This is a genomic window from Burkholderia sp. MSMB2157WGS (assembly GCF_001532755.1).
Classification (GTDB): domain Bacteria; phylum Pseudomonadota; class Gammaproteobacteria; order Burkholderiales; family Burkholderiaceae; genus Burkholderia.
The window spans coordinates 73,974-99,713 of the sequence record NZ_LPJG01000050.1 but is presented as its reverse complement, the minus strand read 5'-3'; the positions used below and the strand labels follow the sequence as shown (position 1 = coordinate 99,713).

The 25,740-nt window shown below is 68.4% G+C and carries 19 protein-coding genes; 6 read left to right on the top strand and 13 right to left on the bottom strand.

What is annotated here, in order from left to right:
* Positions 1-139: 139 nt before the first annotated feature.
* Both WT53_RS29335 and pagL read right to left on the bottom strand, forming a co-directional pair.
* Entirely contained in the window at positions 140-523 is a 384-nt protein-coding gene (locus WT53_RS29335; protein ID WP_034208430.1) for a nuclear transport factor 2 family protein, read from the bottom strand.
* A gap of 45 nt (positions 524-568) precedes the next feature.
* Entirely contained in the window at positions 569-1,138 is a 570-nt protein-coding gene (gene pagL / locus WT53_RS29330) for a lipid A 3-O-deacylase PagL (RefSeq protein WP_034208431.1), read from the bottom strand.
* Between the two features lie 358 nt (positions 1,139-1,496).
* Here pagL and rpoH point away from each other — a divergent pair, with 358 nt between their 5' ends.
* From rpoH to WT53_RS29300, 6 genes are all read left to right on the top strand, one after another.
* Complete coding sequence (gene rpoH, locus WT53_RS29325; RefSeq protein WP_034208432.1) at positions 1,497-2,432, top strand: RNA polymerase sigma factor RpoH; 936 nt, start codon at positions 1,497-1,499, stop codon at positions 2,430-2,432.
* A 359-nt stretch (positions 2,433-2,791) separates the two neighbouring features.
* On the top strand, positions 2,792-3,073 hold the full coding sequence (gene cydP / locus WT53_RS29320; protein WP_179949059.1) for a cytochrome oxidase putative small subunit CydP: 282 nt from the start codon (positions 2,792-2,794) through the stop codon (positions 3,071-3,073).
* A complete protein-coding gene (locus WT53_RS29315; protein WP_034208434.1) occupies positions 3,063-4,643 on the top strand; it encodes a cytochrome ubiquinol oxidase subunit I in 1,581 nt (526 codons plus the stop codon). Before cydP ends, WT53_RS29315 begins: the two co-directional genes overlap by 11 nt.
* Positions 4,644-4,674: 31 nt before the next feature.
* Entirely contained in the window at positions 4,675-5,811 is a 1,137-nt protein-coding gene (gene cydB / locus WT53_RS29310) for a cytochrome d ubiquinol oxidase subunit II (protein WP_034208435.1), read from the top strand.
* 61 nt (positions 5,812-5,872) lie between these two features.
* A complete protein-coding gene (gene cydX / locus WT53_RS29305) occupies positions 5,873-5,995 on the top strand; it encodes a cytochrome bd-I oxidase subunit CydX (protein WP_006483737.1) in 123 nt (40 codons plus the stop codon).
* A 574-nt stretch (positions 5,996-6,569) separates the two neighbouring features.
* Positions 6,570-9,047: a family 20 glycosylhydrolase gene (locus tag WT53_RS29300; protein ID WP_034208436.1), complete on the top strand. Its 2,478-nt coding sequence runs from the start codon at positions 6,570-6,572 to the stop codon at positions 9,045-9,047.
* A 158-nt stretch (positions 9,048-9,205) separates the two neighbouring features.
* Here the strand turns inward: WT53_RS29300 and nagE are convergent, their stop codons facing one another.
* The 11 genes from nagE to WT53_RS29245 form a co-directional block, all read right to left on the bottom strand.
* Positions 9,206-10,969 (bottom strand): N-acetylglucosamine-specific PTS transporter subunit IIBC, encoded by a 1,764-nt coding sequence (nagE, locus tag WT53_RS29295; RefSeq protein WP_034208437.1) that lies wholly within the window; start codon positions 10,967-10,969, stop codon positions 9,206-9,208.
* 86 nt (positions 10,970-11,055) lie between these two features.
* Entirely contained in the window at positions 11,056-13,653 is a 2,598-nt protein-coding gene (gene ptsP, locus WT53_RS29290) for a phosphoenolpyruvate--protein phosphotransferase (protein ID WP_034208438.1), read from the bottom strand.
* A 15-nt stretch (positions 13,654-13,668) separates the two neighbouring features.
* Positions 13,669-14,685, bottom strand: coding sequence for an SIS domain-containing protein (locus WT53_RS29285; protein WP_034208439.1), 1,017 nt, complete (start codon positions 14,683-14,685; stop codon positions 13,669-13,671).
* The gene (gene nagA / locus WT53_RS29280; protein ID WP_034208765.1) at positions 14,678-15,781 is read right to left on the bottom strand and encodes an N-acetylglucosamine-6-phosphate deacetylase; all 1,104 of its coding nucleotides are present in this window, start codon (positions 15,779-15,781) and stop codon (positions 14,678-14,680) included. The genes WT53_RS29285 and nagA overlap by 8 nt, the downstream gene beginning before the upstream one ends.
* A 116-nt stretch (positions 15,782-15,897) precedes the next feature.
* Entirely contained in the window at positions 15,898-16,632 is a 735-nt protein-coding gene (locus WT53_RS29275) for a GntR family transcriptional regulator (RefSeq protein ID WP_034208440.1), read from the bottom strand.
* A gap of 353 nt (positions 16,633-16,985) precedes the next feature.
* Entirely contained in the window at positions 16,986-20,186 is a 3,201-nt protein-coding gene (locus tag WT53_RS29270; protein ID WP_034208441.1) for an error-prone DNA polymerase, read from the bottom strand.
* Positions 20,187-20,192: 6 nt separating this feature from the next.
* The gene (locus tag WT53_RS29265; RefSeq protein WP_034208442.1) at positions 20,193-21,680 is read right to left on the bottom strand and encodes a DNA polymerase Y family protein; all 1,488 of its coding nucleotides are present in this window, start codon (positions 21,678-21,680) and stop codon (positions 20,193-20,195) included.
* Positions 21,613-22,320 carry a translesion DNA synthesis-associated protein ImuA gene (imuA, locus tag WT53_RS29260; protein WP_034208766.1) on the bottom strand — a complete coding sequence of 236 codons (708 nt, stop codon included), beginning with the start codon at positions 22,318-22,320 and terminating at the stop codon, positions 21,613-21,615. Before imuA ends, WT53_RS29265 begins: the two co-directional genes overlap by 68 nt.
* 337 nt (positions 22,321-22,657) lie before the next feature.
* Positions 22,658-23,452, bottom strand: coding sequence for an ABC transporter ATP-binding protein (locus WT53_RS29255; RefSeq protein WP_034208443.1), 795 nt, complete (start codon positions 23,450-23,452; stop codon positions 22,658-22,660).
* Position 23,453: 1 nt separating this feature from the next.
* Entirely contained in the window at positions 23,454-24,350 is an 897-nt protein-coding gene (locus tag WT53_RS29250; RefSeq protein ID WP_034208444.1) for an ABC transporter permease, read from the bottom strand.
* A gap of 139 nt (positions 24,351-24,489) precedes the next feature.
* On the bottom strand, positions 24,490-25,455 hold the full coding sequence (locus WT53_RS29245) for an ABC transporter substrate-binding protein (protein ID WP_060262515.1): 966 nt from the start codon (positions 25,453-25,455) through the stop codon (positions 24,490-24,492).
* Positions 25,456-25,740 lie beyond the last annotated feature (285 nt).

Here is a 25,740-nt window from a genome sequence, read left to right as displayed (position 1 = left end):
CGAGCTTCGATGCAGGGTTGAAACGTCAGCGAGCGGTGCGTGACCACCCGTGCGCCGCGCGATCCGCGCCGCACGAGGCAGCAAAAAGCGGCTCAGAAGGCCGCTTCGGTCGACACATGAAACGGAGCGCCACCCGCGCTCAGGTTTCGGTCGCGCACCGCGTCGCCTGCCACGCGAACAGGCACCAGCGGCCCTGGGCGTGCGTGTGGACGGACGTATAGGCAATCGGGAAGACGAGGCCGCCGTTGTTCGTTTCCATCTCGATCAACGCACGCCCGGTGACGACGCAGGTCTCGTCGCCGACCGGCAGCACGTCCTGCGACTGGATTTCGATCTGGCGATAGCGGCGGCGGCCGGCGACGATGGCGTCGATGAACTGCTGCTTGGTTTCGCGTTTGCCGTTGGTGTGGACGAAAAACACCTTGTCCGACAACAGCGCGTCGAGCGCCTCGCCGTCGCCGTCCACCATCGCCCGGAACCGATCGCGCTCGAGCGCGCGGATCGCATCGACCACCTTCGCCATCGCCTGACTCCTCGGCAACGCGCCCGCCTTGCTCGGGCGTACGGATCAGAAGTTGTACTGCAGGTAGAACTGGTGGAAATTTATACCAGGATTCGGCTCTTTGATACCCGCGTTAGACACATGTTCGAAACGGTAGCCGACCTGATACTGTTGCCGTTGACCGAACTGCACGCCCACGCCGCCGGTCGGCGCGAACTGGAACGCGGTCGACAGCGAGAAATTGTTCGAGATCGTCGGGTGCGTCAGAAGCCGGACGCCGCCGCCCGCCTCGATGAACGGGCGAATCTCCCCGCTACTCTTGATGAAACGGAACATCGGCGTGACGCCGAACTCGCCGATGCTGCCATGGACGTTGCCGCCCGTGTGCCAGTAGCCGGCGTGCCCTTCGACGACGAACGCGAAGTGCCAACCGCCGATTTCCCACCAGTTCCAGCCCGGATCCCACACCACGCCGATATCGGCCTTGTCGATCCCGCGACGATCCGAAAACCCGCCGCCCGCCTGGATCCCCCATCGATCCGCGAAAGCCGCACCCGATCCACCCAGAAGAGATGCTGCCAGCATCGCATGCAGCACCAGCCGGCTGCGGGGCCGGCGATTCTTCTTATTGTTCATCTGACACTCCAACTTTGTGGGTTGAATGGAGCCTGCCGCAACGGCCGGGCCCGAGCGAACTGAATGGTATGGTAAAGGACTTTTCGGATCGGCATCACGAAGCGAAATAGCTTGCTTCCAAAAAGACAAAAATCGAAATCGTCTACCGATTCCCATCGAAAACAACGGCTTACGGAACTTCGAGGCACGCCCCTTGTCGCAGAATAGACTATCGACTCAACCAATTCGATAGAAAATGGGGAACTCGGATGCCCCCGCCCGCTCTAAGGAATTAGCACTCGCCTTGCGGGAGTGCTAAGATGACTTCCGGAATCTCATCCGAGACCGGGGTTTGTCCCTGATTCCAAAGGAGTTTTTAGTGAGCAACGCCCTGACCCTCCCGAACACCCTGAGCCCGACGCCGGCCAAGGCCGAATCGGCAGGCTCGTTGGCGCTCGCAGCCCAATCGATGTTGCCCGGCCAGCTCGGCAACATCGACGCGTACATCCAGGCCGTCAACCGCATTCCGCTGCTGACCGCCGAGGAGGAACGCCGGTACGCAACCGAATTCCGCGAAGACAACAACCTCGACGCGGCGCGCCGCCTCGTGCTGTCGCACCTGCGTCTCGTCGTGTCGATCGCGCGCAACTATCTCGGCTACGGCCTGCCGCACGGCGACCTGATCCAGGAAGGCAATATCGGCCTGATGAAAGCCGTGAAGCGGTTCGACCCGGCGCAAAACGTGCGCCTGGTGTCGTACGCGATTCACTGGATCAAGGCCGAGATCCACGAGTACATCCTGCGCAACTGGCGCATGGTGAAGGTCGCGACGACGAAGGCGCAGCGCAAGCTGTTCTTCAACCTGCGCAGCCACAAGAAGAGCATGCAGGCGATGACGCCCGAGGAAATCGACGGCCTCGCGCAGGAGCTCAACGTCAAGCGCGAGGAAGTGACCGAGATGGAAACGCGCCTGTCGGGCGGCGACATCGCGCTCGAAGGGCAGGTGGACGACGGCGAGGAATCGTACGCGCCGATCGCCTACCTGGCCGATTCGCACAACGAGCCGACCGCCGTGCTCGCCGCGCGCCAGCGCGACATGCTGCAGACGGACGGCATCGCGCAGGCGCTCGACGCACTCGACGCGCGCAGCCGCCGCATCATCGAGGCCCGCTGGCTGCACGTCGACGACGACGGCTCGGGCGGCTCGACGCTGCACGATCTCGCCGCGGAGTTCGGCGTGTCGGCGGAACGTATCCGCCAGATCGAAGCGAGCGCGATGAAAAAAATGCGCACCGCCCTCGCCGAATACGCGTAAATCCCCGACGATTCAGAGCGCTTCATCGAAAACCGCTGCCCGACCGGCAGCGGTTTTTTTCATCCGTTTTCCGCCGCTTTTCACCCGCTTTTCAGCGCGTTTCACGCTCCGTTTCTTCGCCGATCAATTGACCTGATTCATCGGGTATTTCGTCATTTGCGGCGCCCTTCCGCATAACCTTGATCTGCCTCAATTTCCACCCCATGTTTCGCGACGGTCTGCCGCAGCGCAGCACTCGGCATCGGAAAGCCGTCCTTTTAAAATTGGCATGTCAGGCGCAAAAGGATTAAAACAGCTTCACGGCCGTCATCAATCCGACGTAAAGTCGCCCCCAATCCGACCTAAATCGATTCAGGATAATCGCCTTGATCTCGATCAATAAAGAGCCAGCACCGCCTTCGCGGCCGGTCGGCACGAGCGGCTGGCGCGCGCGCATCGCCGCGTGGGCACGCGGACCGACCCTCGCCCGCGACATCACCCTGGTGCTGATCGTCAAGCTGATCCTCCTGATGTCGCTCAAATACGCATTCTTCAATCATCCGCAGGCCGAACACATGTCGTTGCCGCCTGCCGCCGTGGCCGAGAAGCTGCTCTCGGTGCCGGCGCCTGCATCTACCGAGGGAGACCACCATGATAAGTAGCGAAGTCGTCGATCTGTCGCGTCTGCAGTTCGGCATCACGGCGCTCTACCACTTCCTGTTCGTGCCGCTGACGCTCGGCCTGTCCTGGCTGCTCGTCATCATGGAAGCGGTCTACGTGATGACCGGCAAACAGGTCTACAAGGACATGACCCAGTTCTGGGGCAAGCTGTTCGGGATCAACTTCGCGATGGGCGTGACGACCGGCATCACGCTCGAATTCCAGTTCGGCACGAACTGGTCGTACTACTCGCACTACGTCGGCGACATCTTCGGCGTGCCGCTCGCGGTCGAAGGCCTGATGGCATTCTTCCTCGAATCGACGTTCGTCGGCCTGTTCTTCTTCGGCTGGAACCGCTTGTCGAAGGTCAAGCACCTGATCGTCACGTTCCTCGTCGCGCTCGGCTCGAACCTGTCGGCTCTGTGGATCCTCGTCGCGAACGGCTGGATGAACAACCCGGTCGGCGCCGAATTCAATTACCAGACGATGCGCATGGAGCTGACGAGCCTGTTCGACGTGCTGTTCAACCCGGTCGCGCAGGTGAAGTTCGTGCATACGGTGTCGGCCGGCTACGTGACGGCCGCGATGTTCGTGCTCGGCGTGTCGTCGTGGTACCTGCTGAAGAAGCGCGACGTCGACTTCGCGCTGCGCTCGTTCGCGGTCGCGGCCGGCTTCGGCCTCGCGGCGACGCTGTGCGTGATCGTGCTCGGCGACGAATCGGGCTATACGACCGGCGAAGTGCAGAAGATGAAGCTCGCCGCAATCGAATCCGAATGGGAAACGCAGCCGGCGCCCGCATCGTTCACGCTGATCGGCATTCCGAACCAGGAGGAACAGCGCACCGACTACGCGATCAAGATCCCGTATGCGCTCGGCCTGATCGCGACGCGCTCGATCGACGAGCCGGTGATCGGCCTGCGCGAGCTCGCGAAGCACAGCGAGGAGCACATCCGGAGCGGGATGGTCGCGTATGGCGCGCTGCAGAAGATCAAGGAAGGCGACACGAGCGACGCGACCCGCGCACTGTTCGACCAGCACAAGCAGTATCTCGGCTACGGGCTGATGCTCAAGCAGTTCACGCCGAACGTGGTCGACGCGACGCCCGAGCAGGTCAAGGCCGCCGCGCAGAAGACGATCCCGCCGGTCGCGCCCGTGTTCTTCTCGTTCCGGATCATGGTGTTCCTCGGCTTCCTGTTCCTCGCGACCTTCGCCGCCGCGTTCTGGTTCTGCGCGCGCCGCGAACTGCTGCAGGACAACCGCCGCTGGTTCCTCCGCTACGCGGTGTGGGCGATCCCGCTGCCGTGGCTCGCCGCGGAATTCGGCTGGGTCGTCGCCGAACTCGGCCGTCAGCCGTGGACCATCGCCGGCATCCTGCCGACGCACCTGTCCGCGTCGAGCCTGCAGCCGAGCGACCTGTACCTGAGCCTCGCCGGCTTCATCGCGTTCTACACCGCGCTGTTCGTCATCGAGATCAAGCTGATGTTCAAGTACGCGCGCCTCGGCCCGTCGTCGCTGCATACCGGCCGCTATCACCACGAACTCGCCGCTGCCGGCGAGCGGGCCGCAGTCTGAGCACGCCCTCGCAACGGAACAAGGAATCGCTATGGACTATGCAACTCTCAAGCTGATCTGGTGGCTGCTCGTCGGCGTGCTGCTGATCGGCTTTGCCGTCACCGACGGCTTCGACATGGGCGCGACCGCGCTGCTGCCGTTCCTCGGCAAGACCGACGAGGAGCGCCGCATCATCATCAACACCGTCGGCGCGACGTGGGAGGGCAACCAGGTGTGGCTGATCACGGCCGGCGGCGCGATGTTCGCCGCGTGGCCGCTCGTCTACGCGGCGTCGTTCTCCGGCTTCTACTTCGCGATGCTGCTGGTGCTGTTCGCGCTGTTCTTCCGGCCGGTGGGTTTCGACTACCGCAGCAAGCGGCCCGACCCGCGCTGGCGCGCGGGCTGGGACTGGGGCCTGTTCGTCGGCGGCTTCGTGCCGGCGCTGGTGTTCGGCGTCGCATTCGGCAACCTGCTGCAGGGCGTGCCGTTCAAGTTCGACAGCGACCTGCGCGTGACCTACTACGGCGGCTTCTGGGCGCTGCTGAATCCGTTCGCGCTGCTGTGCGGGCTCGTCAGCCTCACGATGCTCGTCGCGCACGGCGCCGCGTTCATCAAGATGAAGACCGACGGCGCGATCGCGCGCCGCGCGTCGATCGCGCTACGCGTCGCGTCGTTGCTCGCGGTCGTGCTGTTCGTGCTGGCCGGCGTGCTGGTGGCGTCTTACATCGGCGGCTTCCACATCACCCATGCCGCGCCGACCGACACCGTCGCGAACCCGCTGCTCAAGGACGTCGCCGCCGGTTCGGGCCTGTGGCTCGCGAACTACGGCGACTATCCGTGGATGATCGCGGCGCCGGTCGTCGGGATCGCGGGCGGCGTGCTCGCGCTGCTGCTCGCCGGCTCGAAGCAGGAGAAGACGGCGTTCTTCTGCACCGGCCTGATGATCGTCGGCGTTATCCTGACCGCGGGCTTCTCGATGTTCCCGTTCATCATGCCGTCGTCGCTCGACCCGCGCAGTAGCCTGACCGTGTGGGATTCGACGTCGAGCCACATGACGCTGCAGGTGATGCTGTTCGCGGTGATCGTGTTCCTGCCGATCATCCTGCTCTACACGAGCTGGGTGTATCGCGTGATGCGCGGCAAGGTCACGCACCAGACGCTCGAAGAGAACAAGCACTCGATGTATTGATGCATTGAACCGGGCGGGGCGTGCAGGCGCCCTCGCCCACCGTTTCGCAAGGAGTCGGATCATGTGGTATTTCAGCTGGATTCTCGGTATCGGCGTCGCGCTGTCGTTCGGCATCGTCAACGCGATGTGGCTCGAAGCGCGGCAGAAGCCGCAGGAAGCGCCGGTGCGCGCGCGCCGCGACTGACGGCATCGACGCGCGACACGCGCGCAGCCGAGCGCGCCGCCGCCGTCCGGAAAGGAAAGAACCTCGCTTCGCGCGAGGTTTTTTTCGTCCCGGCCGCGCGGGCAGGCGCCGTACGTCGATGCCAATTTAGCGCCAGATTGATACCACTTGAATACCAATAAAAGGTTTCATAAGATCGTTGGACACGGCCGCTGACAGGCCGATTCCTTCCGGGTGGGGGAGACATGCGAATTCCGTGTAGGGCGTGCGCCTGCGCGCCGTGTCGACGTCCGTGCGCGAGGGTGCGCGCCGTCGTCGCGACCGTGCGCGGCCGGACGAATGCCGCCGGCTGCCGCCGCCTCGCCGGCGTGGCGATTGCCGGCTGCCGCCGATGAATCCGCGCCCGCCGCCGCGCCGGCCCGATCGGCACGCATGCCCGCCTCCCGTTCCGTAACGCACGCTCCCGCGTGCCGAATGCACGCGGGGCACCCGCATCGCCCCGCGTGCTGGTATCGCCCGCAGCTCCACTGAAAGACCCGCTCGCAGCGACGTCGCGTCACGACGCCGCTACGCCCCCTTTTTCTCAGGAGTTCGAATGAAATCTACCTTGCCCTCCCTCATTGCCGGTCTGCTGATCGCGGTGCTGTCGCCGGCCGCGATCTCGGCGGCGTCGACGCCGGCGTCGGCCGCCGCTGGCGCGAGCGCCGGCGGCGCCCAGGCGGCCGGTCTCGCGGCGCTGCTGTCGGACGGCCTCGCGCTGCGCGTGGCCGTCGACAACAACCACGCGGCCGCGGCCGGCGTGCCGTGCGCCGATCTCGGCGCCGACGGCGCCGCCTGCGCGACGGGCCGCCTGATCCTGCAGAACCGCGGCCACCAGGCGATCGCCGACGGCGGCTGGAAGCTCTACCTGCACAGCATCCGCCGCCTGCTGCGGATCGATCGTCCGGGCTTCGCGCTGCGGCGGCTCACCGGCGACCTGTACGAACTGACGCCGCAGCCGGGCTCGGTGCGGCTCGCGCCCGGCGAGCGCATCGAGCTGCCGTTCGTCGCCGAATACTGGCTGCTGCGTTACAGCGACGTGATTCCGCGCCCGTATGTCGTCGTCGACGGCGCGCCGCCGGCCGTGCTGCGCTACGACGACACCGACAACGAACTGCGCTACGTCGAATCGCTGCCGGCCGACGCGCAGAACAACTCGACCGGCAACGCGCCGCCGGTGGCCGCCCGCCCCGATCCGGGCCGCGCGCTGCCGAGCGTGAAGCGCGAACAGCCGCTGCCCGGCACGCTCGATCTGCGCGGCGTCGAACTCTCGCTGCCGGACCTGCCGGACGCCCAGGTCGCGGCGCTGCGCGAGCGTGCGACGACCCTCGGGCTCGACGGCGCGCGCGTGCCGGTTCGCGGCGCACTCGCGCCGCGCCGGCTGCCGGCCGACCTCGCGACACCGGGCGGCTACCGGCTCGCGATCGGGCCGCGCGGCGTGCTGATCGAAGGCTACGATCGCGCGGGCCTCTACTACGGCGTGCAGACGCTCTACTCGCTCGCGCCGGCCGGCGGCGGCCCGATCCCGGCGATGCTCGTCGAGGACGCGCCGCGCTTCACGCATCGCGGCATGCACGTCGATCTCGCGCGCAATTTCAAGCATCCGGCGACGCTGCGCCGCCTGATCGACCAGATGAGCGCGTACAAGCTCAACCGCCTGCACCTGCATCTGTCCGACGACGAAGGCTGGCGCATCGAGATTCCCGGCCTGCCCGAGCTGACCGAGATCGGCGCACGCCGCTGCCACGACCCGAGCGAGACGCGCTGCCTGCTGCCGCAGCTCGGCTCCGGCCCCGACAACCGCTCCGGCGGCGGCTACCTGACGCGCGACGACTACGTGGCGCTCGTGCGCTACGCGGCCGCGCGCTTCGTGCAGATCATCCCCGAGATCGACATGCCCGCGCATGCACGGGCGGCCGTCGTGACGATGGAGGCGCGCTACCGGCGGCTGCATGCGGCCGGCCGCGAGCAGGAAGCGAACGCGTATCGGCTGCTCGACCCGCAGGACACGACGAACCTGACGACGGTGCAGTTCTACGACCGGCGCAGCGACCTGAACCCGTGCGTGCCGGGCGCGCTCAACTTCGCGTCGAAGGTGATCCGCGAGATCGCATCGATGCACGCGGACGCGCAAGCGCCGCTGCAGACCTGGCACTACGGCGGCGACGAAGCGAAGAACATCTTCCTCGGCGGCGGCTTCCAGCCGCTGAACGGTACCGACCCGAACAAGGGGCGCATCGATCTGGCCGCGCAGGACAAGCCGTGGGCGCGGTCGCCCGCGTGCACGGCGCTGCTCCAGCGCGGCGAGATCAAGTCGATCGACGAGCTGCCGACGCGTTTCGCGAAACAGGTGAGCGCGGCGGTCAACGCGAACGGGATCGGCACGATGGCCGCGTGGCAGGACGGCATCAAGCATGCGAACGGGCCGCAGGATTTCAGCACGCGCCACGTGATGGTGTCGCTGTGGGACACGATCTTCTGGGGTGCGTCGGACAGCGCGCGCGACCTCAGCGGCAAGGGCTACCTGACGGTGCTCGCGCTGCCCGACTATCTGTACTTCGACTTCCCGTACACGCTCAATCCGCGCGAGCGCGGCTACTACTGGGGCTCGCACGCAACCGACGAGTACAAGGTGTTCTCGTTCGCGCCGGAGAACCTGCCGCAGAACGCCGAGGTGATGGGCGACCGCGACGGCAACCCGTTCGAGGTGACGGGCACGGGCGCCGCGCCGCGCATCGAAGGCATGCAGGGCCAGGCGTGGGGCGAAGTGATGCGCAACGACACCTTCCTCGAATACATGGCCTATCCGCGGCTGCTCGCGCTCGCCGAGCGCGCGTGGCACCGGGCCGACTGGGAGCTGCCGTATGCGGCCGGCGTGCGCTTCAAGCGCGGCGACACGCACCATGTCGACATCGCCGCGCTGCAGCGCGACTGGGCCGGCTTCGCGACGCTGCTCACGCAACGCGAATTGCCGAAGCTCGACCGCGCCGGCGTCGGCTACCGGAAGCCGACGTTCACGCTGACGAATCCGTGAACGGCTGAAGGCATCCGGCGATGCGCGATGCGGGCCAACGCATCGCGCATCGCCCGCCCCAAAAGGAAAAAAGGCTTGCGACGCGTACGTCGCAAGCCGTTTTTTTGACCGCCGGCGCGAATCCGCCCGCGCGGATCGATCAGGCCGGCTTCACCGCATCACGCCGGTTGTGCGGCCGTGCCGCCGCCCGACGGCGGCAGACGCGCGCCGAGCTGTTCGGCATAGCGCACCGCCGCGTTGCCGCAGACGATGTGGAACGTGTCGAGCGACACCCATGCGACGTCGAGCGTGCCGAGACGCTCGCGATCGACCGCCGACGGATCGCGCACGACCACGCGCAAGCGCGTGGCGGCCACCGCCTCGAGCGACGCGACGTTGGTCGCCCCGCCGAACACCGCGAGCCAACGGGCCGGCTCCGGATCGAGCGGCCCGGCGGTCGCGCCCGTGACGGGCTGCGCGGCAGCGCCGGTTGCGGTCGATGCGGCACCGGTCGCGCCGCCGCCGATCGCGGCACGCATCTCATCGGCGATGATGTCGGCCTCGGGCCCGATGATCACCTGCACGCTGTTGCCGCCGCGCTTGAGCACGCCGCGTGCGCCGATCGACTTCAGTTCCGGCTCCGATACCTTCTCCGGATCGACGATGGTCAGGCGCAGGCGTGTCGTGCACGCGTCGACGACCGACAGGTTGGCCGCCCCGCCGAGCGCGGCGATGTAGCGTTGCGCGCGCGGCGCGGCAGCCGTTGCAGCCGCGCCCGGCGCGACGAAGCCGCCCGATGCGTACGATTGCGCGGCTGCATCGGTCGATGCCGGCTCACGGCCCGGCGTGGCCATGTTGAACTTGCGGATGAAGAAGCGGAACAGTCCGTAGTACGCGGCGCCATACGCGATGCCGAGCGGAATCGCGATCCAGCCCTTCGTCGACAGCCCGTAGTTCAGCACGTAGTCGATCGCGCCGGCCGAGAACGTGAAGCCGAGCTTCACGCCGAGGATCTGGCAGATCGCGAGCGACAACCCCGTCAGCACCGCGTGGATCACGTACAGCACCGGCGCGAGGAACATGAAGCTGAACTCGATCGGCTCGGTCACGCCGGTCAGGAACGACGTCAGCGCCATCGAGAACAGCAGGCCGCCGACCATCGCGCGGCGCTCCTTCGGCGCTTCGTGCAGCATCGCCAGACACGCCGCCGGCAGGCCGAACATCATGATCGGGAAGAAGCCGGCCATGAAGGTGCCCGCGGTGGGGTCGCCCGCGAAGAAGCGGTGCAGGTCGCCGTGCACGATCTCGCCGCCGGCGGGCGGCGTGAAGTTGCCGAACACGAACCACGCAAGCGAGTTGATGATGTGGTGCAGGCCGGTGACGAGCAGCAGACGGTTCAGGAAGCCGAACACGAACGCACCGATCGCGCCCGCCGTCGTCAGCCACTGGCCGGCCGCGTCGATCGCATGCTGGATCGGCTGCCACGCGTACCCGAACGCGATGCCCAAGATCACGCAGACCAGCCCCGTGATGATCGGCACGAACCGCTTGCCGCCGAAGAACGCGAGGTAGTCGGGCAGCTTGATGTCCTTGTAGCGGTTGTACAGCAGGCCCGCGACCACGCCCGCGATGATCCCGGACAGCACGCCCATGTTCAGCTTGGGATCGATGTCCTTCATGATCGCGGTTTCGATCAGGTAACCGATCGCGCCCGCGAGCGCCGCCACGCCGTTGTTGTCCTTCGCGAAGCCGACCGCCACGCCGATCGCGAACAGCAGCGGCAGGTTGTCGAAGATCGCGCCGCCGGCGTCGGCGATCATCTTGATGTTGAACACATCCGGCTGGCCGAGCCGCAGCAGGATGCCGGCGACCGGCAATACCGCGATCGGCAGCATCAGCGCCCGACCCAGGCCCTGTATCTTCAGAAATGGGTTCCCGTCCATTCAGTCCTCCAATCCATGTCTCTTCATTAATCGTCGTTGACCTAATTGCTTTCGTAGTGAAACGGGTCGCGCGCCCCCCGCCGACGTCAGTCGAGCGGCCAGACCTCGCGGCTTGCTGCCCTTACCGCCTGTGCCGAATCGAGCGCGAGCAGATCCTGCGCGCGCTGACGGCACAACTGGTAATCGAGACGGCGCACACGCGCCTTGATGCCCGGCACCGACACCGGGTCGACCGACAGTTCGGTCACGCCGAGGCCCACCAGGATCGGCACCGCGAGCGGATCGCCGCCCAGCGCGCCGCACACGCCGACCCACTTGCCGTGCTTTGCCGCGCCGCGCACCGCGATGTCGATCAGGCGCAGCACGGCCGGATGCAGGCCGTCGGACTGCGCGGCCAGATCGGCCTGGCAGCGGTCCATCGCGAGCGTGTACTGGGTCAGGTCGTTGGTGCCGATCGACAGGAAATCCGCGTGCTGCGCGAGCTGGTCGGCCAGCAGCGCGGCCGACGGCACCTCGATCATCACACCGACCTCGATCGGCTCGGTGCGGCCCTGCGCGCGCGCGAATTCGTCGATGCGCTTTCTCAACCGCACGAGTTCGCCCGCGTCGGTCACCATCGGCAGCAGGATGCGCACCGCGCCGAACGGCTTCACCGCGAGCAGGCCCTGCAATTGATCGTCGAGCAGATCGGGGCGCACCTGCGCGAGACGGATGCCGCGCAGGCCGAGCGCCGGGTTGGGTTCGGGCGGCAGCGTCAGGTAGTCGACTTCCTTGTCCGCGCCGACGTCGAGCGTGCGGATGATCGCCGTGCGGCCCTGCAGCGCGTCGACGATCGACTGGTAGCTCTGCCGGTGTTCGACCGCCGTCGGCGCGGCCTGGCGATGGATGAACATCAGCTCGGTGCGCAGCAGCCCGACCGCGTCCGCGCCGTTGTCGACCGCGGTGTTCGCGTCGTCGAGCGTCGCGATGTTCGCGGCGACCTCGATCGCGCGGCCGTCGACCGTCGCGGCCGCCTCGCCGGCCCGTTGCCGGTTCGTCTCGCGCACGCCGTCCAGGCGCTGGCGCTCGTGCCGCGCGCGCTCGACGTCGAGCGCGGTCGGCGCGTGTTCGAGCCGGCCCGCGCTCGCATCGACGACGACCTGCGTGCCGTCCGGGATCGTGTACAGCGCGTCGCCGACCGCCACCAGCGCCGGGATGCCGAGCTGCCGCGCGATGATCGCCGCGTGCGACGTCGCGCCGCCGCGCGCCATCACGAGCGCGGTCACGCGCTCGCGATCGAGAGACGACAGATCGGACGGCGTGAACTCGTCGGCCGCGAGCACGGCCTCGTCGGGCAGCGCACGCGCGGCGCCGTTCGTGTGGCCGAGCGCGCGCAGCACGCGTTTCTCGATGTCGCGCAGGTCGGCCGCGCGTTCGGCGAGCAGCGCGTCGTCGAGCTTCGACAGCGTGTCGATCTGCGTGCGGATCGTCGCGCGCCACGCGAAGCCCGCGCCCTTGCCGAGACTGATCAAGTCGCGCGCGGCGTCGATCAGCGTCGGATCCTCGAGCAGCACGCGATGCACCGCGAAAATGCCCGCTTCGCCGACCGCGCCGCGCGCCGACGCGTTGCGCACCGTTTCGCCGAGTTCGGCGTCGACCGCCTTCAACGCCTGGTCGAGCCGGCGGCTTTCCGCGGCCGGCGTGCCGGTGGCCTGTTCGGGCGGCACGATGTCCGCATCGTCGAGACGCACCAGCGTGCCGACCGCGATGCCGGGCGACGCACATACGCCGGCGAGCGTGTTGGGATCGATGGGCGCGCCGTCGATCGGTGCGCCGGTGTGGCGTGCGATCGTCCGCGGCGCGGGCGATGTCAGCCGCGCCGGCTTTTCTTCCACTTCGCCGTGCGCCTCGCGCAGCAGCTCGTGCTCGACCGCATCGACCGCCTGCTGCGCGTGCGCGCCGCGGCCGACCAGTTCGACCGTCGCGCCTTCGCCGGCGCCGAGGCCGAGCAAGCCGACGACGCTCGCAATCGACGCCTTGCGGCCGTCGAACAGCACGTCGACGGTCGCGTCGAACCCGCGCACGGCTTCACGCGCCCGTGCGGCCGGCCGCGCATGCAGCCCGCCCGGCTGCGCGAGCACGATCGCGCGGCGCACTTCGTTGTGCGCGGCAGCACCCGCCTGCGCCGCCTGCGCGGCGGCGTCGCCCTTGCCGCGCAGCGCGAGCAACGGCGTCTCGCCGGCGGTCGCGAAACCGCTCGCGCGATCGACCACCTCGAACGCATCGGAATTCGCGATCGCGATCACCGACACGAGCGAATGCGCATGGCGCGCCACCGCGTCCTGGTCGAACTCGATCAACAGCGCGCCCGCTTCGACGCGCGCGCCGGCTTCGACGTGCGCGATGAAGCCCTGGCCGTTCAGCTCGACGGTATCGATGCCGATGTGCAGCAGCACTTCCGCGCCTTGCGGCGTCGTGATCGTCACCGCGTGGCCGGTGCGCGCCAGATGCGACACGACGCCCGCGCACGGCGCGACGAGCCGGCCCGCGAGCGGGTCGATGCCGATGCCGTCGCCGAACATCCCGCCGGAGAACACCGGATCGGGCACGTCGGCCAGTGCGACGATCGGCCCCGTCAACGGGCTGAGCAGAACGATCTGATCGTGGGTGGGGCTCTTCAACTGGGATTCCTCGGCGCGTCTCATCGGCTTTCTCGGCTATCAGTGCGTTTCTGTCACTTTGTTCAGGTGGCGCGGCGTGTCGGGATTGCGGCCGCGCGCGACGGCGAGATCCGCCGCCATCACGTAGAACGAAAGAATGGCGGCGATCGGGTCGAGCGCCGAATGGGCGGACTGCGCGAGCGGCAGCACGGTGCCCGATACGCCGGGCGTGCCGGCGGGCGCCGCCAGCAGCACGGCGGCGCCGCGTGCGCGCATGTCCGCGGCGAGCTGCAGCAGGCCGGCCTGCTCGGGCCCGGGCGGCGCGAACACGAGCAGCGGATAGTCGCGGTCGATCAGCTCCATCGGGCCGTGACGGACTTCGGCGCTCGAGAACGCCTCGGCCTGGATGCCGGACGTTTCCTTCAGCTTCAGCGCGGCTTCCTGCGCGATCGCGAGGCCCAGGCCGCGGCCGATGACGATCATCCGTTCGATGCCCGCGAGCGCCGCGACGGCCTGCGACCAGTCGAGCCGGCCGGCCTGCGCGAGCACGTCGGGCAGGCCGCGCAGCGCGGTCATCAGCGCGGCGTCGCGCTGCCAGTACGCGACGATCTGCGCGGACAGCGACAGCATCGCGATATAGCTCTTGGTCGCGGCGACCGACAGCTCGGGGCCGGCCAGCAGCGGCAACCGGTGCTCGCACGCGTCGGCGAGCGGCGACGGCAGCACGTTCACGGCGGCGACGGTGCGTGCGCCGGCTTCGCGCAGCGCGGCCATCGTATTGACGAGATCGGGGCTCTTGCCCGACTGGGAAAAGGCGATCGCGAGCTGGTCCTGCACTTTCAGCGGCGCCTGCTGCAGCGTCGCGACCGACATCGGCAGCGACGCGACCGGCACGCCGAGGCGGCTCATCGTCAGGCTCGCGAAATAGCTGGCGGCGTGATCCGAGCTGCCGCGCGCGACCGTCAGCGCGACGGCCGGCGGGTGATCGAGCAATTGGCCGGCGAGCGCTTCGACGCGCGCGGTGTCGGCGATCTGCGCGGCGACGACCTGGGCGGACTCGCGCGCTTCCTTAAGCATATTCGACAATCGATTCTCCTTCGACGTAGGTCGCGGTGAGGTTCAGGTCGCGATCGAACACCGCGAGGTCGGCCCATGCGCCGCGCTCGAGGCGGCCTCGATCGGCGACGCCGAGGTAGTCGGCCGCGTAGCGCGACATCCGGTTCGACACGTCGGCGATCGGCAGGCCGAGCGACACGAGATTGCGCAGCGCCTGGTCCATCGTCAGCGTGCTGCCGGCGAGCGTGCCGTCGGCGAGCCGCACGCCGCCGAGGCACTTCGTCACGTGCTGGCTGCCGAGCCGGTATTCGCCGTCGGGCATGCCGGTGGCGGACGTGCTGTCGGTCACGACGTACAGGCGCGGAATCGCGCGCAGCGCCGCGCGAATCGCGCCTGGGTGGACGTGCAGCAGGTCGGGAATGATTTCCGCGTATTCGGCGTGCGCGAGCGCCGCGCCGACGAGGCCCGGGTTGCGGTGATGCAGCGGCGACATCGCGTTGAACAGGTGCGTGAAGCCGCATGCGCCGTGCTTGAGCGCGGCGACCGCGTCGTCGTAGGTCGCGAGCGAGTGGCCGAGCTGCACGCGCACGCCGCGCGCGGCCATCTCGCCGATGATCTCGATGTGGCCCGCGATTTCCGGTGCGAGCGTGACGACGCGGATCGGCGCGATCGACAGGTACTTCAGCACCTCGTCGAGCGCGGCCGACACGGCCGCGTCGGGCTGCGCGCCGAGCTTGCCGGGGTTGATGTACGGCCCTTCGAGATGCACGCCGAGCACGCGCGCGCCGCCCGGCGTGCGGTTGCGCGCGACGGTGCCGAGGTTCGCGACGACCTCCATCAGTTCGTCGCGCGGCGCGGTCATCGTCGTCGCGAGCAGGCTCGTCGTGCCGAATTGCGCGTGCGTGCGGACGATGGTTTCGATCGCGTCGCCGCCTTCCATCACGTCGGCGCCGCCGCCGCCGTGCACGTGCAGGTCGATGAAGCCGGGCAGGATGTACGGTGCGTCGTTCTGCGCGGGATCGACGGGCACGCCGTCGAGCGTGGTGATGCGACCGTTCTCGCTATCGAGCGAACCGTGAATCCAGCCGTCGGGGGTGAGGATGTTGCCAGTCAGCATGACGTTCTCTTGATGATCCGGTGACGCGGGCATCCGCGTCGTGATTTGCCAATTCGTTGCGATTCGTCGCGCCCGATTGCGTTCCATCGCGCATGGTGCGCCGGCAGTCTCGCGCGTCAGCGTTTCAGTTCGGCGACGAAGTCGTAGTAGTCGTCGCGGCAATACGTTTCGCTCATTTCGATCGCGCGCTGGTCGGCGCCATAGCCGATCCGCGTGATCACCAGCAGGGCCGAGCCCGGCTTCACCGCCATCCATTTCGCGATCGCGTGCGTCGCGTTCGCCGCGCGAAAGTGCTGCAGCGCGCGCACGACGGTCATGCCGCGCGCCTCGAGGTATTCGTACAGCGACGCGCCGAGCGCCTGCGGATCGGGCACCACCGCGGCGGGCAGCGTCGAATGCTCGACGGCCATCACGATGCCGTCCGCGCGGCGCAGCCGTTCGAGCCGCGCCACCGTCGCGCCGGGCGCGAGGCCGAGATGCGTGGTCTCGTCGCGGCTCGCGGCGCGCAGCGTGCGCGACAGCCACACCGAATCGGGCACGAAGCCGCGCTGCCGCATCTTCGCGGTGAAGCCGACGAGATGCGACAGCGGATCGGCGACACGCGGCGTGATGAAGCTGCCCGCGCCGCGCGCCCGCTTGATCAGTCCCTGCTCGACCAGCAACGCGAGCGCCCGACGCGCGGTGATCCGCGACACGCCGACCGACACCGACAGCAGCCGCTCCGACGGCAGCGCCTCGCCGGCCCGCCACGCGCCGGCGTGGATCGCGCTCGCCAGCTTGCGGGCGAGCTGCAGATAGAGCGGCGTGTCGTCGAGGGGATCGGGCGCCAGTTCGGACCAGCCGGTTTCCATGTGCCTCCGCGTGTCGGACGACGATCTCGGACCGTCGAAAGTGAACGCATTATATAACCACCATAATACCAGTCAACGAACTGGTATTAGCGCTGCGAAAATCGCCGAAAGCCTTGCACGGCAAGCGTTTTAGTGCCGACAAAGCCTTTGTTTACAACGCAGTGCGGGATAGGGATTTACCCGAGGTGGTATGCAAGGGGACAGTTACCGGGTGGGATTCAGGCGTATTTCAGGGATGGATACGAGACCGGAATAGAACCAATTGAGCCAACTGGTATGCATCGCGTGGCGACGTGCCGCCGGGCCGGCGATTCGCGTCAGGGAAGTCGGGCGGCAGCAGGGTCGGCGAAATGTCAGTGGAATTCGCGGCTCGACGTGCGCAGGCCGCCGAGCAGCGGCGTCAGATCCTCGAAATGCTGCGCGACGAGGTGCCTCACGTCGCTCACGACCTGCCAGACCCCCGACGCCGCGAGCAATTGCGAATCGAGCGCCTCGCGACGCTGCCGCGCGAGCAGCTCGGGTCGGACGATCACGTTCACGCAGCCCGTTTCGTCCTCGAGCGTCATGAATATCACGCCTTTCGCGGTGCCCGGCATCTGCCGCGAGATCACGATCCCGCATGCGCGCGCGAGCCGGCCGTCCGGGCGATCGCGCAGCTCGGCCGCGGACGACAACCGCCGCGCGCGCAGCGCCGGCCGCAGCAACGCGACGGGGTGACGGTTCAGCGTGAGACCGGTGGTGTCGTAATCGGCGAGGATCTCGTCGGCTTCCGACGGCGCGCCGAGCGCGGGCTTCTCGGGTTCGTCGATCGGCGCGGCCGCGAGCAGGTCGCGTTCGGGCGCCGCGGCGACGGCCTGCCAGAGCGCGTCGCGGCGATGGCCGGCGAGCGTCGCGAGCGCGTTCGCAGCCGCCAGCGCCTCGAGGTCGCGGCGTTCGAGTTGCGCGCGGCGCGCAAGCGCGTCGACGTTGTCGAACGGGCCGGCCGCGCGCGCGGCTTCGATCCGGCGCGCGGCGGCTTCGCCGAAGCCGCTCACGAGCGACAGGCCGAGCCGCACAGCCGGCTGGCCGTGTGGCGGCGGCTGGCCGGGCAGCGCTTCGAGCGATGCCTCCCAACCGCTTTGCGTCACGTCGATCGGCAGGACCTGCACGCCGTGGCGCTTTGCGTCCTGCACGAGTTGCGACGGCGGATAGAAACCCATCGGCTGGCTGTTCAGCAGCGCGGCGAGGAAGATCGCCGGTTCGTGGCATTTGAGCCAACTGCTCGCGTAGGCCAGTTTCGCAAAGCTCGCCGCATGGCTTTCGGGAAAGCCGTAATCGCCGAAGCCCTTGATCTGCTCGAAAATCTGCTCGGCGAAATCGGGCGGGTAGCCGCGTTCGCGCATCCCCTCGACGATCTTGACGTGATATTTCTCGAGATTGCCCTTGCGCTTCCATGCGGCCATCGCGCGACGCAGCCCGTCGGCCTCGCCGGCCGTGAAGCCCGCCGCGATCATCGCGATCTGCATCACCTGCTCCTGGAAGATCGGCACGCCCATGGTGCGTTCGAGCGCGGGTTTCAGGTCTTCCTTCGGGTAACTGACCTTTTCGAGTCCCTGCCGCCGCTTCAGATACGGGTGCACCGCGCCGCCCTGGATCGGCCCGGGCCGCACGATCGCCACCTCGATCACCAGGTCGTAATAAGTGCGCGGCCGCAGGCGCGGCAGCATCGACATCTGCGCGCGCGATTCGATCTGGAACACGCCGACCGTATCGGCGCGACAGATCATGTCGTAGGTCGCTTCGTCCTCCTGCGGAATGTGCTTCAGCGTGAACGGCTTGCCGTCCTTCGCCGGGCCGCGCCACGCGGTGCGCAGGTCGAACGCGCGATGCAGCGCCGACAGCATGCCGAGCGCGAGCACGTCGACCTTCATCAGCCCGAGCGCCTCGAGATCGTCCTTGTCCCACTGGATCACGCGCCGCCCGTCCATCGCCGCGTTCTCGACCGGCACGAGCCGCGTGAGCTTGCCACGGCTGATCACGAAGCCGCCCGAATGCTGCGACAGGTGGCGCGGGAAATTGAGCAGCCGCCCCGCCAGTTCGGCCCATGCGCGAATCAGCGGCGTGTGGGGATCGAGCCCGGCCGTCGCGAATTTCTGCAGCAGATCGCGGCTGCCATCGAACCAGCGATGCCCTTTCGCCACGCGATCGACCAGCATCGGATCGACGCCGAGCGCCTTGCCGACTTCGCGCAGCACGCCGCGCGGGCGATACGTCGAGACGGCAGCCGCCAGCGCGGCGCGATCATGTCCGTATTTTTCGTAGATATGCTGAATCACCTCTTCCCGACGCTGATGCTCGAAGTCGACGTCGATGTCGGGCGGCTCGCCACGCTCCTCGCTGATGAAGCGCTCGAACAGCGTCGTGCTCTGGTCCGGATCGACCTCGGTGATGCCGAGGCAATAGCAGACCACCGAATTCGCGGCCGAGCCGCGGCCCTGGCACAGGATGTTCCGGCTGCGCGCGTACTTGACGATGTCGTAGACGGTCAGGAAGAACGGTTCGTAGTTCAGCTTCGCGATGAGCGCCAGTTCGTACCGGATCTGCTTCGCCACTTTTTCAGGCACGCCATTCCAGTAACGTCGAGCCACGCCCGCCCACGTCTCCTGTTTCAGGTAACTGGTCGGCGTATGTCCGCGCGGCACGAGTTCAAGGGGATACTCATACTTCAATTCGCCGAGAGAGAAATGGCAACCGTCGAGAATCGCGCAAGTCTCGGCGATCTCCGCCGGCGAAAACAGCTTCGCGATCCGGTTCCGTGCGCGCAGATGCTTCTCCGCGTTCGGTGCGAGCGCATACCCGCATTCCGAAACCGGCATCCCAATGCGGATCGCCGTCATCACATCCTGCAACTTCTTGCACGAGCGCCTGTGCATCGTCACGTCGCCGAGCGCGACGACGCGCACGCCGCGCCGCGCGCCCACCTCGCGAATCTCGTCGCGCTGCGGGCCGTCCAGCGCACGCTGCAACTGCACGAGCCCGAGCCGCGCCCGCTCGCCGAACGTCGCGCGAAACCACGCAACCTGCGCATCGAGCACGTTTGCACGCACCGGATACGCGGGCACGAGGATCGCGAAGCACTCGGGCATACCGCGCAGATGGGCGAATGCCTCGGGCGGCCTTGACAGCATTTTCGACGTCAGCCGGTACGTGCCCTTCGGCGCTTCCATCCGCCGCCACGAGATGAGCTCGGACAGGTTGCCGTAACCCTCGCGGTTCTGCGCGAGCAACACGAGCCCGAACGCGCCGGGGCCCGGATCGTAGCCGGGCGGCACATCGTCCGGCGTCACCTCGAAATACGAGCCGACGATCAGCGGCAATCCGGCCGCCTTCGCCGCGACATGCATCCGCGGCGCGCCCGCGAGCGAGCATTCGTCGGTGATCGCGATCCCGCGATAGCCGAGTTCCACGGCGCGCTCGACCAGTTCTTCCGCATGCGATGCGCCGTGCAGGAACGAAAAGTTCGAGCGACAGAACAGTTCCGCATAGTCCGGAAGCAACGTGTACTCGGTCGTCATCGCCGCTCACCCGAACAGGCCGTGCAGAAACCAATGCGGGTTCGCCTGGCTGCTCATGCGCTCCTTGAATATCCAGTAGCACGCGCCCTCTTCGTCCTGCGCAACGTAGTAATCGCGCTCGGCCGTTTGACCGTCGAACCACCCCGCCTCGATCCGCTCGGGCGACGACATCGTCCTGAGCGGCGTATGAAACACCGGCCGGTTCTCGCGCATCAGCAGCGGCAGCGGCTCCGCCAGCAGCCACGCCGGACGCGGCGGCACCGCCGGCGGCGCGCCCGCCGGCTTGCCGGCCTGCGCATCGAGCGACACCCAGCGGTTCGCCACCTCGGGCCGATGATCGGCCGCCGGTACCGCGCGCAGCACGCTCTCCGCGCCGAGCCGCGCGACCAGCAGCTCGAACAGGCGCGCGCGCGTCTCCTTCGTGCCGCCCGGCTCCGGGAACAGATCGTCGGCCGGCGGCGCGACCGATTCGACACGCGTGGCCTTCAGCCGCACCGCGATCACCGCGGCCGGCAGCTCGACGCGCGCGAGCCGTTCGCCGAGCAGCCGCATGAAATGCACCTCGTCGCGCACGGGCGCGGCGAACGCGAGCTCGAGCGGGGTCGGCGGCACGGCCTGACGGCCGCGCTCGTGCTCGAGCTCGAACGTCATCGCGGCCAACGACAGCTGCCGCGCGGCCAGCCAGCCGCACAGCTGCACGACGAGCCGCCGCGCGGCGAACAGCACGGCTTCCGCGTATTCGACGCGCTCCGGCAATTCGAGCCGCACGTCGAACACCGGCGGCACCGCCATCCACGCGAGCGGCTCGACCGCGTCGCCGTACGCGCGATCGAGCGCGGCCAGCAGCGCGGGACCGCAGCGCCGCTGCAGCCCCGCGCGCGGCAGGCCGCGCAGATCGGCGAGCGTGCGGCAGCCGAGGCCGTCGAACCAGCCCGCATAGGGCCGTGCGTCGGGCAGCAGCACGCACGGCAGCCGATCGAGCGTGCGAACGAGCGACGCGTGCCCGGCGACCCGGCGCCGGATCCGTGCGCGAGACGACACGCGTGCGAGCAGCCACGCGCCGCCGCCGGTCGGCGCGGCGGACAGGCGCGCGGCATAGCCGAGCGCCGCGAGCGTCGCGCGCACTTGCCGGCACAGCGACGGCAGCCCGCCGAACAGCCGCAGGCTCGGACCGACGTCGACGATCAGCGTGGCTTCGTCGCCGAGCGCGACGCATGGCGAAAAGCGCAACAGCGCGAGCGCGACCGCACGCAGCGCATCGGCTTCGCGCGCGGGATCGCGCTCGACGAGCTGCGTGTCGGGCGCGAGCGTCAGCACGCCGCCGCGCTTCATGCCCGCACGCACGCCTTGCCGGCGCGCGACCGCGTCGGCGATCAGCACGGCGCCGTGTTCGAGCACCGCGCAGCCGGCGTCGACCGCCTCGCCGTCAGACGGCGGCGCGGCGCACACGTCGAGCGGCAGGCGCGGCAGATGGATGCCGAGCAAGACGCGCATAGCGGCTCTCCACGATCGGGGATGGCAGGTCGAGCTCGAGCGGCTCGCTGCGCGCGGGCCCGCGCCGCTTGACGATGTCGAGCGACACGCCGCCCGGCACCGGATACAGCGCGACCCGCAGCACCGCGGGCGACGGCTGCCGCGCGGCCGCCAGCGGACGCAGCATCACGAACAGCGTGTCGCCGGTGCGCGCGGCCGCGAGATGCAGGCGCCGCAGCGCATCGGGGCGCGCGTCCTGCCAGAGCAGCAAGGCCCCGCAGCAGCCCGCCTTGAGCGCCTGCTCGGCCGCCCACAGCGCATCCGTGCGGCTGCCGGCACGCAGCCACAGCAGCGCGTCGGGCGGCACGCCGAGACCGGCGAGTGCGCTTGCATGCGGCACCTGCGGCGGCGCGACGAGCGCGAGCGGCCGCCGTGCGCTGACGGTGCGCGCGAGCGCGGGCGCGAGCAAGCGCATCTCGCCGCAGCCCGGCTGCGCGGCCAGCAGCTCGACGAGCCCGCCGACCGGCCAGCCGCCGCCCGGCAATTCGGCGGACAGCGGCGCGAAGCCCGTGTCGATCGTGCGCAGACCGCCGCGCGCGAGCTGCGAGCCGCGCCATAGCGACGGATGAAGGGATTCGGGGGACAGGGATGAGGCGGACATCATGCGGCTCGATGCTGTATGGATATACAGTATAGAGGATCGCAACGGGCGCTGTCAGGCCTCAACAAAAAGGGACATGCAGATCGTCGGAAGGCCCGGGAGGGCCGGAATGCACGCGTCCGCTGCTGCGAAGTCGAAGGCCGTGCCGACGCGACGGAACGGCCGTATTCCGCATACGAAAACGGACCGCTCGACCGACGCCAAACCTGCACGCCGGCCGGGCAGCCCGGGCAGCCGTCCGGTCGATCAGCCCGGCTCAGCCTGAATCAGCCGGGATCCGGCGAAAGCAGCCGGGAACACCCGAGAGACCAGCCAAAACAGCCGAAAGCAACCCAATTCACCCCAGCAACAACGCGTCGTCGTCGAGCTGCTCGTGCCGCACCTTCTCGAACATCTGCAGCAGGTCCGGCACGTCGAGTCCGCGGCGCGCATCGCCCGACACGTCGAGCACGACCTGCCCCTGGTGCAGCATCACCGTGCGGTCGCCATAGTCGAGCGCCTGCCGCATGCTGTGCGTGACCATCATCGTCGTCAGCTTGCTCTCGGCGACGATGCGCGCGGTCAGCTCCAGCACGAACGCGGCCGTCTTCGGGTCGAGCGCGGCCGTATGCTCGTCGAGCAGCAGGATGCGCGACGGCCGCAGCGACGCCATCAGCAGGCTCACGGCCTGCCGCTGGCCGCCCGACAGCAGCCCGATCCGGTCGGTCAGCCGGTTTTCCAGCCCGAGGTTCAGGAGCCGCAGCTTGTCGCGGAACAGCTCGCGCGACGGGCGATCGAGCGCGGCCCGGAAACCGCGCCGCACGCCGCGCGCCATCGCGAGCGCCATGTTCTCCTCGATCGTCAGCGCCTCGCAGGTGCCGGCCATCGGATCCTGGAACACGCGCGCGACGAGGTGCGCGCGGTCCCACGCGGCCTGGCGCGTCACATCCGCGCCGTCGATCGCGATGCGCCCCGCATCGACGCGCTGATCGCCGCTGACTGCATTGAGGAAGGTCGACTTGCCGGCGCCGTTCGAGCCGATCACCGCGACGAACTGGCCGTCGGGAATCTCGAGCGACAGCCCGCGCAGCGCGCGCGTCTCGATCGGCGTGCCGGGATTGAACGTGAGTTTCAGGTCTTGTGCGGACAACATGTCATGCCCCTCCGTTCTTGCGCGCGAACAGCTTCTTGCGCGTCGCCGGCAGCACCAGCGCGATCGTGACGAGCGCGGCCGTCACGAGGTTCAGGTCCTGCGCCTTCAGGCCGATGAATTCGCTGTTCAGCGCGAGCGCGATGAAGAAGCGGTAGACGATCGCGCCGAGCACGACGGCGAGCGTCGTCAGCACCAGCCGGCGTGCGGGCAGCAGCGTCTCGCCGATGATCACCGCGGCCAGCCCGATCACGATCGTGCCGATCCCCATCGAGATGTCCGAGCCGCCCTGCGTCTGCGCGAACAGCGCGCCCGCGAGCGCGACGAGCGCGTTCGACAGCGCCATTCCGGCGAGCGTCGCGCGACCGGTCGCGATGCCTTGCGCACGCGCCATCCGCGGATTCGCGCCGGTCGCGCGCATCGCGAGGCCGAGCTGCGACGAGAAGAACCAGTCGAGGCCGAGCTTCGCGACCACGACGACGATCGCGAGCAGCGCCGGGCGCAGCACGTAGTCGGGCATCCAGTCGGGCTGCAGCACGGTGAACAGCGTCGGCTCGGTGATCAGCGGCACGTTCGGCCGGCCCATGATCCGCAGGTTCACCGAGTAGAGCGCGATCATCATCAGGATACTGGCGAGCAGATCCATGATCTTCAGGCGCACGTTCAGCCAGCCGGTGACGAAGCCGGCCAGCGCGCCCGCGACGATCGCGAGCAGCGTCGCGGAAAACGGGTCGTAGCCGGCCGAGATCAGCGTCGCGGCGACCGCGCCGCCGAGCGGAAAGCTGCCGTCGACGGTGAGGTCGGGGAAGTTGAGGATGCGAAACGAGATCAGCACCCCGAGGGCGACGAGGCTGAAGATCAGGCCGATCTCCAGGGCGCCCAGAAACGAGAACAGAGACATGATGGGGAAATCCTGTTGCTTCCCGGCCGGACGTGTACGGCCGGGCGAAGCGAACGGGCGGCCCGGGTGGGAGCCGCCCGTCCGGCGATGTCGTCGAGGCCCGGATCGGGCCTGCAAGCGCGGCGCTCGGGCCGCGGGCTTACTTGATGACCGTCTTCGCTTCCTTCACGAGATTCGGCGCCAGCGTGACGCCCTGCTTCGCGGCCGCGCCCGTATTGACGAACAGTTCGAGGTTGCTGCTCGTCTCCGACGCGATCGCGCCCGGCTTCTCGCCCTTCAGGATGCGCGCGACGACCTTGCCGGTCTGCCGGCCCAGATCGCCGTAATTGATGCCGAGCGCCGCGATGCCGCCGCGCTTCACGCTGTCGGTGTCGCCGGCGACGAGCGGAATCTTCGCTTCGTTCGCGACCTTCACCAGCGCTTCGTACGCGGACACGACGTTGTTGTCGGTGTTCGTATAGATCACGTCGACCTTGCCGATCAGGCTCTTCGCGGCCGGGCCGATGTCGACGGTGCGCGGTGCGGCCGCTTCCTTCAGCGCCATTCCCTGCTTCGCGAGGATCTCCTTGAGCTCCTTCACGACGACGACCGAATTCGCCTCGCCCGGGTTGTAGACCATGCCGACCGTCTTCGCATTCGGCACGACGCGCTTGATCAGCGCGACCTGGCGGTCGAGCGGCAGCTTGTCGGATACGCCCGTCACGTTGGTGCCCGACGGCCCCCAGCCCTTCACGAGCTGCGCGGCGACCGGATCGGTCACGCCCGAGTAGACGACCGGCACGCTCTTCGTCGCCGCGACGACCGACTGCGCGGCCGGTGTCGCGATCGCGACGATCACGTCGGGCTTGTCGCCGACGAACTTGCGCGCGATCTGCGCGGCCGTGCCCGTGTTGCCCTGGGCGCTCTGGTATTCCCACTTGAGCTTGTCGTCGCCGTAACCTTGCGCCTTCAGTTCGGCGCGCACGCCGTCGCGGATCGCATCGAGCGCCGGATGGTCGACGATCGACAGGACCTTGACCGTCTGCGCGTGCGCGACGCCGGCCAGCGCGAGTGCGGCGACGCCGGCCGTGATCGAACGGATCGCGAGAGTCTTGAAACGATTCATGGGTGAGTCTCCCCCGTATTGTGTCGGTTCTGGATGATGGATTCCCGCCGCCGTCGGGCGGGCGCCCGCCGCACGTGCGGGACGCGGGCGATCGGCCCGCGCACGCTCCGGGAAAGCGTGTGGCGGCGAACGCACGAGGATACCATTTCCGCAGACCACCGCCTGACTCCGCGCTTTCGCGCGAGCGGCCGATGCGCGGCGCCGCCGCGCCCCCATGAAATGCCTGGAAAGCCCGGCTGGCGGCGCTCCGCGCCGGTCCCGGCGCAACGCGCCAGCCGCGCTCGC